Genomic DNA, 13991 nt, shown 5'->3' on the forward strand with positions numbered 1-13991 from the left:
CGCTGCGGCCACACTCACCACCGGGAAACAACCAGGTTCCACCGCAAAGTCGCACGTCCGGTACCCAATCGTGACCCTGTTGTGACGAATGTTGACAGAGTTACCTGTGTGGTTATTGTGTATTCGTGCCTGAGCTGGCAAAACTGATACGGCGCGTGGTAGCGGGTGCAGCCACCTTCGCGCTGTGCGCTGCCATCGGCACGACCGGGACACCGACGGCAACGGCCGAAGACGCGAAAGCCCTTCTGCTGGGTGCGATTGCCAATACCAAAGGCTCGTACCTGGTGTACAACTTCGGCGGGCAGTTCGCCGCCCCGTTCCAGAGCGCCGACGGCAACCAGTACACGATGAACAACGGTGGTCATCTGATGACCATCAAGAGCGCGTCGAGCCGGCTGAATCCCCGCTTGCTCGTCGACACCCATCAGGGCTATCAGTCCCGCTGTGAACGCACTCCGGGCGCACGCACCAACGAGGGCCTCATGCAGGCGTCGGAAACCTATGCGCCCCTGCAGGCTTGGCAGGCCCTCGGAGCACCCACCATCGCCATCAACGCCAACTTCTTCGACGTCCGGGGTCAGAAGGGTGGCTCCTGGCGCAACACCGGGTGCAGTTCACCGTTGGGCGCCTACGTCGACAACACGCGCGGGCAGGGCCGGGCCAACGCCGCGGTCACCGGGACGCTGGCCTATGCGGGCAAGCAAGCGCTGTCGGGCGGCGACGAAGTCTGGTCGGCGCTGGCGACCATGATCCTCCCGGTGGGCGGTGCGCCGTACGTCGTGATGCCCAAGGGGCCCGATGATTACGACTCGGCGAGCCCGGTGATCCAGCGGCTGCTCGACCAGAACGCCCGATTCGTCGCGGTCGCCGGAATCGGCCTGCTCGCGCCGGGCGACACCGGCCAGCTCAACGACAACGGTCCCAGCGCGGCCCGCACCGCGATCGGCTACAACCGGGCCAGCGACCAGCTCTACGTCTTCCAGGGCGGCAGCTACACGCCGGACAACATGCAGGATCTGTTCCGCGCGTTGGGCGCCGACAACGCAGTGCTGCTCGACGGCGGCGGCTCCTCGGCCATCGTGTTGCGCCGCGACACCGGCGGTATGTGGAGCGGTGCCGGTTCACCGCGAGGCAGCTGCGATACGCGTCAGGTGCTGTGCGACTCCCGCGAACGCGCCCTGCCCAGCTGGCTCGCGTTCAACTGAGCCTAGTTCGAAAGATGATGGGCACCAACGACACTGGGTGCTCGCAGCAGCTCGACGTGATTGCGCAGGCCGGGGTGGCCGAGTTGGAACAGCGGCTCGTGCCACTGCCGGTCGCCCAGCGGGTGGCTGCCCAGCGGCTTGAGCGTCGCGTAGGCAGGCAGGCGGTTGGCGGCCAGCGCCGCCGTGGTACCCGAGACCAGCGTCTGACCGCCGTGGGCCAGGTCGCGGAGCCGCGCGGCACCGTCCGTGCCGGCGAGGTCGGTGTACTCGACGGTGTGCAGCCCGATGCACAACGCGAAGGGCTCCAGCGGCGCCAGCTGGAGATCCAGCGCGCACGCCACCGCGTCCGACGCACGGCCGAACGTGGCCACGAAGCTGTCGCAGGCATCGTGACCGGCCCGCAACGCGCCGTCGTTGAGCGCGGTCAGATGAGTCATCGACGCGCGCAACCACGGGAGCGCGGCAGCCGTTTCGTCAGGTTCGGTTTGCCACAGCCGTTCCGAGCCTTCGACGCGCGCCATGAGCAACGTCACCGTTCCGGTTGGCAACTTCTCGGTCACGCGTCGCTCCAGTCAATGTCGTAAAGTCCGTCGGGTCAGGCAGCATGCTGCAGAATCCCAGCGTAACCACTTGCAAAACGACGTGCGGCCGATGCATCACCTGGCGGCTCATCCGTCACCCACCGTGCAAATAAGTCTGTTGCTGGCTTGGCCGTACCGCGAACTTGGCCGCGTGGACGCGCATCAGCTGGCGCGCCCGCGATTTGCCGGCTCTCAGCCGCCCGCTCAGGCCTCGAGCCAGAGGTCGACGCGCTCGCGGGCGAAGATGAACAGCACCGTGCTCCAGGTGTCCTCCCCGAGCGCGGCTTTCACGTGCTTGTAGTCGGTCAGCACGAACCGGAAGCTGCCGTTGTCAGGAGTGCCGTAGCCGCCGCGCAGGCAGTCGGCCAGGGCGTCGAGGTTCGACCCGAAGTAGCCGCCGTCGCCGTTGACCGCCCGGCCGATCTCGGTGAAGAAGTCCGCCTTCGACCCGACCTTCGAGCCGTCGATCCGATAAGTCTTCACAACCCTCCGATCAAGCAGAACGATTCGTAGTGATTGCCGGTGTAGAAGAACTCGGGCGGATCGTTCAATGGTTTCCCGCCGGTGACGATGCGTCGCGCACCGCGGTTCTTCGCACCCGGCGTAGGCACGGTGTACTCGTGGTAATAACCGCGCTCGTGTTTGGGCAGGCGGCCCTCGAAGTTGCCGAACACGACGCCGTCGTTGCGCGGATACGGGAATGGGCCACCCGATTCGATCAGGTCAACGGTGTCGGACACTTCCGGTGGCAGGCTGTCGAGTGCGCAGGTGCCCTCGGCCTGGGTCGAGCTCGATACCGGAGCGGAGGCGGGCTGCGGCTTGGTCGCCGTGCCGCAGCCGGCCAGCAGACCGCACAGCAGTGCCGCCACGGCAAGGCGCGTTCGTCCCACCGGCACGACGCTAGCAACAAATCCCCGGGAACCGCGGGATCCCGTGGGACGATCGGTACTCGAGTGAACAGTGTGACCCCGCCCGAGCAGTCCCCCACCCGCCGCGTCTCCCCCGCGAGTGATCGGCAAGCTGTGTCCCGCAAGCAGTTTCGTCCCGACATCGAGGGCCTGCGCGCGGTTGCCGTGCTCGCGGTGGTGCTGTACCACGCCGGGGTGCCCGGGCTGGGCGGCGGGTTCATCGGTGTCGACGTGTTTTTCGTCGTGTCGGGCTTCCTGATCACCGGGATGCTCTGGCGCGAAGCCGCACACACCGGCACCGTGCGGATGGCCTCGTTCTATGCGGGACGGGCCCGGCGGTTGTTGCCGGCCGCGGCGGTGGTGCTCGTCGCGACGTCCGCGGCGGCCGCAGCGCTCCTGCCGCCGCTGCAGGCCCGAAATGTGTTGGGCGACGCGATCGCCAGTGCGCTCTACCTCGGCAACTACCGGTTCGCGGTCGAGGGCACCGACTATCTGGCGGCCGACACGCCGCCGTCACCGCTGCAGCACTACTGGTCGCTGGGCGTCGAGGAACAGTTCTACCTGCTGTGGCCCGCGCTGATCCTGGGCATCGTATGGGCGCTGACGCGGTGGGGTCGAGGCACGAAATCGGCGGTCCCGTATGCCGTCGTCCTCGCCGTGGTGGCGGGCGCGTCGCTGGCACTGTCGGTGACCTGGACCCGCACGCTGCCCTCGTGGGCGTTCTTCTCGCTACCGACTCGGGCCTGGGAACTGGCGGTGGGCGGCCTGATCGCGTTGACCGCGTCGCAGTGGCACAAGCTGCCCGGTGTGAGTGCCGCAGTGGTCGGCTGGGGCGGGTTGGCCCTCGTGGTCGCGACGTGCACGCAGATCGGCGGAACCACACCGTATCCGGGAACGGCGGCGCTACTGCCCGTGCTGGGCACCGCGCTGGTGATCGGCGCAGGCTGTTCGATACCGGACCTCGGGGTGGGACGCTTCCTGTCGAAGCCGCTGATGCGGGCCACCGGGCGCGTCTCGTATTCGTGGTACCTGTGGCACTGGCCGGCGCTGTTACTCGCACCCGCACTCTTCGGTGGCCCGCTGGGACTGGGCGGACGGCTGGCGATGGTGGCGATGTCGCTGGGCTTGGCGATCCTCACGCTGCACCTCATCGAGAACCCCGCACGGTTCGCCGAAGCACTGCGATCGTCGGCCTGGCGCAGCCTTGCGGTCGGCGCGACCGCGACCGGTGTCGCCGTATGTGCGGGCCTCGCGCTGCTGGCAGTTCGCCCGGTGCCGACGGGCTCCGGTCCTGCCGCCGTTCCGGTGGCGGCCATCGAGGCACCGCCGACGACCACGAAACCGCGCGCGCTCACGCCGCAGGAACAGCTCACGGCGGCGGTCGCCGCGTCTGCCGATCTCCGGGCGGTGCCGTCGAATCTGTCGCCGGCGCTCGACAACATCGCCAAACCAGAGGTGTTCGTCAACGGCTGCGTGCTGTCCTGGAAGGACGTCACACAGCCCGAATGCGCGTCGGGCGCCCCCGATTCGGACACCACGGTGGCGCTGATCGGCGACTCCCATGCGGCGATGTGGGAGCCCGCGCTGGAACCGGTTGCCCAACAGCGCGGTTGGCGGCTCGAGACCATGGCCAAGGTCACCTGCCCGCTGCTGAAGCTCCCGATCGTCAGCCCGTACCTGGGTCGCGAGTTCACCGAGTGCAAGCAGTGGCGCGCGGACGTGCTCACCCGCGTGGCCAAGGAACGCCCCGCGCTTATCGTGCTGGACATGGTGCGCCGGTACGGCGCCGATTTCGGGTTCGTCAGCTATGACCAGACCTGGCTGGACAGCCTGACACGACTGGTTGGTCAATTGCGTGGTACCGGTGCCAGAGTCGTGGTCTTGGGGCCCGTACCCGATCCGCACACCACTGTGCCGACGTGCCTGTCGGGCCACATGAACGATGTCGGCGCCTGCACCCCGCAACGGTCAGTGGCGTTGAACGACAACGGGATAGCCGCAGAGGCCGCAGCAGTCCGAGCCGCCGGCGGGCAGTACGCCAACCTCGACGAGTTTTTCTGCACAGATCAGCGGTGCCCCGTGATCATCGGCAACACGCTGGTGTTCCGCGATGACAACCACATCACCGGCGAGTACGCCCAGTTGATGGCACCGGTGCTCGGCGGATTGGCCGAAAGCGCGTTGGCGCGGAACTGATCCTTGACCTTGCCCTCAAGGGCAAGGTTTAGCGTGGTCGCATGAGTGACATGACGATCGGCGAACTGGCCCGCCACACCGGCGTCACCATCAAGGCTGTTCGTTACTACGAATCCCTGGGTCTGATCACGCCCGGCCGATTGCCCAACGGCTACCGCCGCTACGACGTCGACGACGTCCGCCTGGTCCAGGAGATCAAGTCGCTGCACCGGCTGGGAATCCCCGTCGAGCGGACCCGGCCGTTCCTGGAGTGTCTGTCGGCGGGGCGGCTGCACTCCGACGAGTGCCCCTCGTCGTTGGCGAGCTACCGCGACGTCATCGACGATCTCACCGAGCGTATCGAGGAGCTGTCCTCGAAACGCTCGGCGCTGATCTCAGCGCTTCATGCAGCGGCATCGCGCGGCGGCCAATCATCGAGTGCAGCTGACGAATCCGACTACTTGACGTTGCCTGCCGACTTACCGATCCCCCATGACGACCACGCGGCCGACCATCTCACCGGTAGCACCGTGCCGCAGATCGCTCTGGAAAGCACCTCCGGCAGGACGATCCGCCTGGACCTGCTGGGCGACCGCCGCACGGTGATCTACATCTATCCCCTGACAGGCAGGCCGGGAACCGACATCCCGGACGGATGGGATGCGATTCCCGGCGCACGCGGCTGCACACCCGAATCGTGCGGCTTCCGTGACCACTTCCGAGATCTGCTGGAAGCGGGCGCGGGACGGGTCTTCGGGTTGTCCAGTCAGGACACCGACTATCAGAGCGAAGTCGTCGAGCGGCTCTCACTGCCGTTCGACATACTTTCTGATCCCGGCTTTCTCGTGGCCGACGCGCTCCGCCTGCCGACATTCGAAGCCGGCGGCGCCCGGCTGTACAAGCGGCTGACGATGGTCGTGCGCGGCGGCGTCATCGAGCATGTCTTCTATCCGATCTTTCCTCCGAACGAGCACGCCGGGCAGGTGCTGACTTGGCTGCGTGAACATCCGCAGTAGCGTCAGCGCTAGTACAGATACACGCGCGCGTTCTTGCCACCCGTGCAGGTGATCCAACCGTCGCGGCCCAGCACGGCGCAGTGCATCACGAACTTGTCGCCCGCGCATTCGCCCTCGGTGGTGGTGCACGGAACCGAGCCGGCGGCCTGGACCGTCCGGCTCTCCGTGCTCGGCGAGGGGTATTCAGCCCAGTAGGCCTCCAGCACACTGCGGGCGAAGAAGCAGGACGTTTCCGCGCTGCCGCGACCGGCTCGGCTGGCCCACCCGCTGGTGCCGGGCAGTTGGATTCCGTCGGCGCAGTTCTCGTTGCGCGGATCCGCGCCGACGATCACCGGCGGTTTCGCGGTTGCCGTCGGGGTGCGCACCGTGGTGGTCGTGGTGGTGTCGGATTCTGATTCCGACGTGACCGGCGTGAGCGCCTCGGATGTGACGACCGACGGCGCATCCCCGCCAGTGATGTTGACGGCCAGCACCACCGCGACGACGATCACCGCCAACGCGACCGCCGAGAACAACCACAGCAGTCGGCTGCGCGACGATTTCTCCTGGGGCGCAGCGGCTGTGAGCGGTGGTGGTCTGTCGTCGCCGGGGACGCGCGGCGTCGTCCAGCCCGACACCATCACCGGCGGTGGCGCAACATTGCGCGGCACAGGCGGCGGTCCCGGCATGCGCGCAGCGACCGGGACCGTGGGCGGTTCACGCTCCGGAACGTCAGGGTGCGCCGCGCGCGTCGCGAACGCTTCGGCGAACTCCGAACACGAATTGAACCGGCCCCGCGGATCTCTCGCCATACCTCGGGCCATGACGGCGTCCAATCCGCGCAGGCGTGGGTGAGTCTCGGACATGACCGGCGGCGGGCTGCTCAGCCGTTTGGCGATCACCACGGCAGGATTGGTGTGCGCGAACGGTGGTGCCCCGGTCAACAGGTGATAGGCGGTGGCCGCCAACGCGTACTGGTCCGCGCGGGCATCGAGTGGTGCGCTCGTGAGCTGTTCCGGAGCGATGTAGGCCACCGAGCCGACCGCGGTGTTGGTGGTGGTCAATCCGCTGTCGTCGGTGGTGAGGCGGGCAACACCGAAGTCGGCCAGCATGATTCGTCGCGGGCCGCGCTCCGGCTGGGTCAGCAGGATGTTGGATGGTTTGACGTCGCGGTGCAGCAGGTGGCTGCTGTGCGCGTAATCCAGCGCGGACGCGACGGCGTTGAGGATCGGGACGACCTCGGCCGGTGGCATGCCCGACGGATACCGCTCGCGTTGCATCCGGGCCGCGTCGGTGCCGTCGACGTAATCCATCGCGATCCACAACCGGCCTTCGGATTCGCCCCGGTCGTGCACGCCGACGATGTGCGGGTGCCACAGCCCGGCGGCCACATCCGCCTCGCGGGTGAACCGGGCGCGGTACCCCTCGTCGGAGCTCATCTCAGCCGGCAGCACCTTCAGCGCGTCCTGCCGCGGCAACCGGGGATGGCTCACGAGATAGACCTCGCCCATGCCGCCGGAACCCAGAAGCCGCAGGACGGTATATCCCGCGAACTTCTCACCGGTCCCCAACGGCATGTCTATGAGACTATTCGCCGACGCAAGTATCTAGCTGCCGGTTACCTGCTCCGACACGTCACCTGGGTGGAACCTCAAGCTTCAAGAAATGTTCGCCCGTTGGTCGGACGTCGACGGTGTCTGCCGAGCAGCGGCAATCCTATTCTGAGACCACGATGACCACCGCAGACCAGGCGTCCGACTCGCTTCTCGCGGCGCTGTCGAAGGCAGGGATTCCGGCCGAGAACCACGAGTTCGTCCGGCGATTGGTCATGGCCGTCGGCATCCGCGAGTACCGCGCGGTGACCCAGTCAGGCAAGCCGTACATCATCGCCAGCAGAGCTGACGGGCTCCCCGATCTGCACATCTATTACGGCTACACAACAGGATTCACCACCGAGGACGAGATCATCCGGGTCGCGGGAGCCGGGGCAGGGCGCGCTCCCAGTTCGCGGAAGGGCACCTGGTACGTGAAACACCCCCTCAACCAGGTGCACACCCGTGGCCAACGTTCACGCGACGTCCGGCGCGAAGCGGCATTCTGTTCGTGCGGTCTGCAGCTGTCATTGACCGGGATATGTAGCAGTTGCGACTGATGACCGGCCATGATCCGGGTCCGCGACGATCGGATAATCACGATAGGTTCTGCAATGCCGCGTTCTCTACGCGGATCCGGGTGCGCAGCAGTGCCGCGTTGGCCACCGAGAACACCAATGCCGTGATCCAGGCACCCCCGGCCAAGGGTAGCGCCGCACCCTCGAGTACCACTGCCACGTAATTCGGGTGGCGCACATAGCGATACGGCCCGCCGATGACACGCGCAGCGCCGGGCACGACAACTACCCGGGTGTTCCACTGGCGCCCCAGTGTGGTGATACACCACCAGCGCAATCCCTGGGCGACCGCCACAAACACGAGCATCGGCCAGAACCGGCGCCTGCGCACCGATGCCTCGCACACCGCGCCGATCAGCAGCCCGGTGTGCAGCGCCACCATCACCGGATAGTGGCCGGCGCCAAATTCCTTGCCGCCGTCGGCCTTACTCCACTCCAAGTTGCGGCTGGACACCACCAGTTCGGCGATCCGCTCGGCGGCGACCAACAAGATCAACGCAAGAAATGCCTTCATATCGATCAGCGCCAGCGCAGCAGGACGAGTTCGGAGCAGAAGCCCGGACCCATCGCCATCAGGACGCCCGGCGTGCCGGGGGTAGGCCGTTGACTGATGGTGTCGCGCAACACATGCAGCACCGAGGAGGACGACAGGTTGCCGACCTCGGCCAGCGACTGCCAAGTCACGTCGAGCGCGTCCGGCGCCAAACCGAGGGTGTCGACGATCGCCTCGATGACCTTGGGCCCGCCGGGGTGGCTCACCCAGGTGCCGACCTCCTCGACGGTGAGGTCGTGTGTGCGGAGAAATCCCGTGACGTCGTCGCCGAGGTAGCGCTCGACGAACCCGGGAACCTCTGCGCTGAGCACGATTTCGAAGCCGTCGGTGCCGATGTCCCAGCCCATGGCATGCAGGGAATCTGGATACAGGTGGCTGCGCGAGTCGAGCACGTCGGGACCGGTGGCGTCGAGATGCTCGGCCCGGTCTCGCCCCACGGCGACCACGGCCGCGGCGCCGTCACCGAACAGCGCACCGGCAACCAGGGTCGGGACGGACGGATTGCGCTTCTGCGCAAGGGAGCACACTTCCACCGATACCAGGACCGCGACCTTGTCCGGGGCGCCCCGCAGAAAGTCGTTGAGCCGCGCGATCCCAGCGGCACCTGCCACACAACCCAACCCGAAGATCGGAACACGGCGCACATCCGGACGCAGGCCAAGCTTGCCAGGCGATCCGTGCCTCCAGGGACGGCACCATCGCACCTGTCACGGTGGTGGACACGATCAGATCCACGTCTTGAGGCAGCAACCCCGCCTCATCGAGCGCACCGGATACCGCCGCACATCCAAGTTCGGTTGCGTGCTCGATAAAGGCGTTATTCGTGTCACTGAAATCGTTGAGATGTACATAGTCTTCGATTGGGCGCACCAAGTGCCTAGTGTGCACTTTCGCGCTTTTGTGCAGTGCGCGGACAGTATCCTCGACACCTTCGTAACCCGGCAGACGGAGCAGCGTTTCGGTCATTTCGTCTTGGGTGTAACGGTGTGGCGGTAGCACTCCGTGGACACTGGCAATGGTGCTGTAACTGGACACTTCAGCAAGATTAGATTCCGTCCAACGTCGCGTCCAATCGGGCGCATCGGCAGTCAAAACCAAATATCCGGCGCGGACACATGGTTGACCGTATTTAGCGCATAAACAGCTCCGCATCATCGAAATCGCCACTGGCGATCCCACCTCACCCGGCGCCATCCTGACCGGCGGCGACCACAAAAACCCCAGGTCAACGCAGATATTCTCGACACACTCAGCTCCGCTGGGCGAAGTCAAATATCGCTAGAATCCGTCAAAAACATTTGTTGGTTTCTCACTTCCTCAGCGAATCGCCGTGAAGCCGAGTCACGGCGGACCGGCCGAATTAAACCCAATCGGCCAATCTTGATTGCCACACGTTTCAGTCGGCCGATGCAATTTTCGGAGGTCGTGAAAAGGAATTCACAATCATGAAGGCATCGCTGATTCGAGACATGGCGACTGCAATTTCTATCCCCCTAGAACGGTCCGCCGTGTCCGCGCGAGGCCGGCACGCGTAGGCCACATTGCACAGCAACTTCATCAGCAGGACGCACGACTCGAATATCCGAAACTTCTCTCGGCGGCATCGCATGCGGGCAAATCAAGCTGCTCGTTCGGCAGAGCTTCCCGAATGAAACGCGCTGTCCCTGCCGTGACACCCGCCTCTACCTCAACGAGTTTCCCGGCCAAGGCAAGCTCGACGTAGGGGCTAACCCGAGATGGGACGCATTAATGGGCGTAGTTGGACTGCCTGTCGGAGAGCCCTCTATCCGTTGTTGAAGATGATGAACAGTCCGGCGATCCGGTCCCCGTCAAGCACCAGGTAGTTGGTCAGGACGAGCTCGTCGGGCAGGTTGGTCTTGTCGTAGTCGCCGTCATAGCGGGCGCGCAGAACCGTGAGCCCCGGCCGGTCGACGGTCTCGGTGACCTCCATGGTCACGCGGTCTCCGACGATCTCGGTCGCCACCCACGCGCGAATCGATTCCGGGTCGGCGAATTCGCGGTGATTGTCGTTGACCACGGCGTCGGAGGTGAAGGTCGCCATGATGGCGTCGGTGTCGAAGGCGTTGACCGCGTCGACATAGCGCTGGACGGCAGGAAGCAGTGTTTGAGTCATGCGCCCACCGTGGAGCCTCGGGTTGCTGGAGGGTCAAGTCCCAGTGCCGACCTTGACTCTCCGGTGACGGGAGACTTCAGACTGAGCGGGTGAGTACGACATTGTCGATCGGCGACTTTTCCCGGATGACGCAGTTGTCGGTCAAGACGCTGCGCCACTACCACGACGTGCGCTTGCTCGAGCCGCATCACGTCGATCCCAGCACCGGCTACCGCTACTACACGGTCGATCAAGTGCCGACCGTGCAGGTCGTCCGACGGCTCCGTGACCTGGGTATGCCGGTGGCCGACGTGCGCGCGGTGCTGACCTGTGCGCCGGGCGAGCGCAACGAGTTGATCAGTGAACATCTCAAACGGCTGGAAGACCAGCTTGACGCGACCCGCAGTGCGGTCGAATCGCTGCGGGCGATCCTCGCACCGCCTGCCGAGTCCTCCAGAATCGAACATCGCACTGTCGCAGCGACTCCGGCCGCCGCGATCAGCGCGACCGTCGATCGCGACGACCTGTTGCCCTGGTGGCAGGGCGCGGTGGGAGAACTGCAGGCAATCGTCGCCGCCGACCGGCTCACCGTGACCGGCGCGCCCGCCGCGTTGTTCGGGTTCGGTATCTTCGCCGACGACCGCGGTGACGCCACGGTTTTCATCCCGGTTTCCGGCGACGTCCGCCCCGTCGGCCGGGTCCGGCCCGCCGTGATTCCGGCGGCTGAGTTGGCCGTGATCGTCCACCAGGGCCCGCATGACCACGTCGACGTCGACTACAGCGCGCTCGGCGCGTACGCGACCAGTCACGAGATCAGCGTCGAGGGTCCGCTGCGCGAATACTACGACAGATTCTCCTGGGACACAACCGATTCCACGCAGTGGCGCACTCAGCTGTGCTGGCCGATCTTCCGGGCAGTCGCATGAAGTCGCTGCAGGGCCGGCGCGCCGTTGTCACGGGCGGCACCAAGGGGACCGGCGCCGCGATCGTGGCCCTACTCCGATCCCGGGGTGCCTATGTGACGGCCGTGGCGCGTCATCGCCCCGATCTCGAGGACTTCGCCGACGACTTCATCTCGGCCGACATCACCACACCGGCCGGTGTGGACACGGTTGCCGATCATGTGCGCAGGAACGGCGGGCTCGAGATTCTCGTGCATGTGGCGGGCGGGTCCGGTGCACCGGCGGGCGGGTTTGCCGCGCTTACGGACGATGATTGGGCCGACGAACTCAACCTCAACCTACTGGCCGCGGTACGACTGGACCGGGCCTTGCTGCCCATGGCGATCGAGGCAGCCACAGGAGCCGTCGTGCACGTCGGCTCCATCCAGAGCCGGATGCCGCTGTACGACGGAACCCTCGGATACGCCGCCGCGAAGGCCGCTCTGCGCGCGTACAGCAAGGGACTGGCCAATGAACTGGCTCCCAAAGGCATTCGCGTCAACACCGTATCGCCGGGGTTCATCCAGACCGATGCCGCTGAAGCACTCATCGACCGGATCGCGCAGGCCGGCGACGGAGACCGGCACACGGCACTGCGATCGTTGATGGCCGCGCTGGGTGGGATCCCGCTCGGCAGACCGGCCCGGCCGGCGGAGATCGCCGCCACAGTCGGGTTCCTGGTGTCCGACGATGCAGCGTCGGTGGTCGGCGCCGACCTGATCGTCGACGGAGGCACGGTGCCGACGATCTGACGACTGGCGGTCAGTGATGACAGATTTCGTACTGAGCGATCAGCGCCTGCTCGGCGGGCGGCGGCCGATAGAGGGCGTTGTCGCGGTCGGTGCAGCCGCCGGTGGTGATGGCGACGGGGCCGGTGGCCCGCCCGTCGCCGTTGATGTAGCCCTGGATCTGGTCGCTCGCGGTGTAGAGCACCGGCGCCGGTAACCGGGTGACGATCGGCAGATGCCGTTGCGCCAGTTGGACCGCGACGCCGGGATCGTGGGACCGAACCTCCTCGGCCGGCCACACCGGGGCTTTGACCCGGCCGTTGATCGTCATCTTGTCGACGTGCGCGATGGCCTGATCGGCGTTGAGGGCGTTCCAGACATCCAGTTCCGCGGCACTCGGAAATCGCAGCGATGTCTTGATGTCGGCCGGGTGCTGCTTACCCGCGCTGACGGTCCACGTGAGGCGCGCCAGCTGCGGAAACTTGGTGCTCAACGTGGTGAACACCGCGGACACGTCTGAGTGGTTCGCGGGGTCCGCCAGCCGGATGCCGGCGACGTTGGAGCGGCCCCATTCCTGGATCGGCGCCTGACCACCCGGATGAGTGATCGTGGCCCGTAAACGTATTGTCGCCGTGGGAAATTCGTGGCGCAGGGTCACCCAGTCGCCGGCCTGGCGGACGACCTCCGGGCCGTTGGTGATGGGTAGGTTGCCGCTGTCGACCGCAAAAGTGCTCCAGCCTTGGCCCGCGTCGAGCTCCGCCCGGTATCCGGCGAAGGCACCCGTGGCGAGGGCCTGAAGGTAGCGCGAGGTGATGTCAGAGAGCTGGGCGCTGGTGATGCCGGGCGCCGTGTCGACGCGAATGACGAAGTAGACCAGATCCCTGGCCGTGCTGTTGACTGTCCTGCTGCTGGCGGCCAGCACCCCTGGCAGCTCGCGGATCATGTCGGTGAGCTCGTCGACGTTCGAGCTCCGATCCGGCGTCTTCACCTGACAGGCCGTCAAGGCGACCGCCACCGCCATGATCAGCGCGCCGACCGGCCAGCGGAGGCCGGCGACGACTCCCATCGCCACGGTGAGGAACGCAACCAAGCGGGTGCTTCCGCAGCTCAGGCGTCGTCGCAACCGCACATCAGCTGAGCTCGGCACGTTCTATTTCCTCCAACGCTCCGTGGACGACAGACATGATGGCACGGCATCCTGGGAGGCTCGTTTGGGCACGAACACGCGGTCGGGGCGACCATGGAGGCACATGTGTCACAGCTGCCACTGCTGTCACTGCTCCGGCTCGGGGTGTCGGTCTGCCCGGCTGTTTGCGACAAAGTCGCAGAATCCGCCACTTGGAGCACTTGAATCGCTTTGGTCCCACGGGAAACATCCCACCCGCCCGATCAGCCTCACAAGCTGAACTGTTGCTCACCTGTCCCGTGCCCGACTGTTAGCGACTCTGTCGCGCTAAGCCGGGCATGGTGCTGATGAGGCCAAAGGTGCGCAGATGGCCAAGTGTGTCAGAAGTGCCTGTTACCAATAGGGTTGGTGAGCTTGGAGAGACCAGCGTGGCGATTTGCGCGACTTTGTCGCAAACAGCCGGGCAGAACGACACCACCGCCGGAATCTGTGACTG

Annotated in this window: 13 protein-coding genes and 1 pseudogene; 6 read left to right on the plus strand and 8 right to left on the minus strand. The window is 66.0% G+C overall.

From position 1 onward, the window contains the following. The first annotated feature begins 125 nt into the window (after positions 1-125). Positions 126-1205 (plus strand): phosphodiester glycosidase family protein, encoded by a 1080-nt coding sequence (locus G6N67_RS10245; RefSeq protein ID WP_179976814.1) that lies wholly within the window; start codon positions 126-128, stop codon positions 1203-1205. A gap of 2 nt (positions 1206-1207) precedes the next feature. Here the strand turns inward: G6N67_RS10245 and G6N67_RS10250 are convergent, their stop codons facing one another. The 3 genes from G6N67_RS10250 to G6N67_RS10260 all read right to left on the minus strand — a co-directional run bounded on the left by G6N67_RS10250 (position 1208) and on the right by G6N67_RS10260 (position 2676). Further along, positions 1208-1765 (minus strand): nucleotidyl cyclase domain-containing protein, encoded by a 558-nt coding sequence (locus G6N67_RS10250; protein ID WP_051578683.1) that lies wholly within the window; start codon positions 1763-1765, stop codon positions 1208-1210. Positions 1766-1990: 225 nt separating this feature from the next. Beyond that, complete coding sequence (locus G6N67_RS10255) at positions 1991-2269, minus strand: barstar family protein (RefSeq protein ID WP_036432394.1); 279 nt, start codon at positions 2267-2269, stop codon at positions 1991-1993. Further along, positions 2266-2676 (minus strand): guanyl-specific ribonuclease, encoded by a 411-nt coding sequence (locus G6N67_RS10260; RefSeq protein WP_036432392.1) that lies wholly within the window; start codon positions 2674-2676, stop codon positions 2266-2268. The genes G6N67_RS10255 and G6N67_RS10260 overlap by 4 nt, the downstream gene beginning before the upstream one ends. A 63-nt stretch (positions 2677-2739) precedes the next feature. Here G6N67_RS10260 and G6N67_RS10265 point away from each other — a divergent pair, with 63 nt between their 5' ends. Next, positions 2740-4890 carry an acyltransferase family protein gene (locus tag G6N67_RS10265; RefSeq protein ID WP_179976815.1) on the plus strand — a complete coding sequence of 717 codons (2151 nt, stop codon included), beginning with the start codon at positions 2740-2742 and terminating at the stop codon, positions 4888-4890. A 50-nt stretch (positions 4891-4940) separates the two neighbouring features. Continuing rightward, a complete protein-coding gene (locus tag G6N67_RS10270) occupies positions 4941-5885 on the plus strand; it encodes a MerR family transcriptional regulator (protein ID WP_036435459.1) in 945 nt (314 codons plus the stop codon). Between the two features lie 8 nt (positions 5886-5893). On the opposite strand, the gene G6N67_RS10275 is transcribed toward G6N67_RS10270, so the two are convergent. Next, positions 5894-7441, minus strand: a complete 1548-nt coding sequence (locus G6N67_RS10275) for a serine/threonine-protein kinase (protein ID WP_051578680.1) — start codon at positions 7439-7441, stop codon at positions 5894-5896. A gap of 155 nt (positions 7442-7596) precedes the next feature. Here G6N67_RS10275 and G6N67_RS10280 point away from each other — a divergent pair, with 155 nt between their 5' ends. After that, on the plus strand, positions 7597-8016 hold the full coding sequence (locus tag G6N67_RS10280; protein ID WP_036435455.1) for a hypothetical protein: 420 nt from the start codon (positions 7597-7599) through the stop codon (positions 8014-8016). A gap of 37 nt (positions 8017-8053) precedes the next feature. On the opposite strand, the gene G6N67_RS10285 is transcribed toward G6N67_RS10280, so the two are convergent. The 3 genes and pseudogenes from G6N67_RS10285 to G6N67_RS10295 all read right to left on the minus strand — a co-directional run bounded on the left by G6N67_RS10285 (position 8054) and on the right by G6N67_RS10295 (position 10721). Next, complete coding sequence (locus G6N67_RS10285) at positions 8054-8548, minus strand: isoprenylcysteine carboxyl methyltransferase family protein (protein ID WP_036432390.1); 495 nt, start codon at positions 8546-8548, stop codon at positions 8054-8056. 5 nt (positions 8549-8553) lie between these two features. Continuing rightward, a pseudogene (locus tag G6N67_RS10290) lies at positions 8554-9553 on the minus strand (type III polyketide synthase). Positions 9554-10370: 817 nt separating this feature from the next. Continuing rightward, a complete protein-coding gene (locus G6N67_RS10295) occupies positions 10371-10721 on the minus strand; it encodes a nuclear transport factor 2 family protein (RefSeq protein ID WP_036432388.1) in 351 nt (116 codons plus the stop codon). 89 nt (positions 10722-10810) lie between these two features. Here G6N67_RS10295 and G6N67_RS10300 point away from each other — a divergent pair, with 89 nt between their 5' ends. Together G6N67_RS10300 and G6N67_RS10305 are read left to right on the plus strand one after the other, a co-directional pair. Beyond that, positions 10811-11626 (plus strand): MerR family transcriptional regulator, encoded by an 816-nt coding sequence (locus G6N67_RS10300; protein WP_051578679.1) that lies wholly within the window; start codon positions 10811-10813, stop codon positions 11624-11626. Then, the gene (locus tag G6N67_RS10305) at positions 11623-12393 is read left to right on the plus strand and encodes an SDR family oxidoreductase (RefSeq protein ID WP_036435453.1); all 771 of its coding nucleotides are present in this window, start codon (positions 11623-11625) and stop codon (positions 12391-12393) included. The genes G6N67_RS10300 and G6N67_RS10305 overlap by 4 nt, the downstream gene beginning before the upstream one ends. 10 nt (positions 12394-12403) lie before the next feature. On the opposite strand, the gene G6N67_RS10310 is transcribed toward G6N67_RS10305, so the two are convergent. Continuing rightward, positions 12404-13516, minus strand: coding sequence for a hypothetical protein (locus G6N67_RS10310; RefSeq protein ID WP_131524675.1), 1113 nt, complete (start codon positions 13514-13516; stop codon positions 12404-12406). Between the last annotated feature and the right edge of the window lie 475 nt (positions 13517-13991).

This window comes from Mycolicibacterium mageritense, from assembly GCF_010727475.1.
GTDB classification, from domain to species: domain Bacteria; phylum Actinomycetota; class Actinomycetes; order Mycobacteriales; family Mycobacteriaceae; genus Mycobacterium; species Mycobacterium mageritense.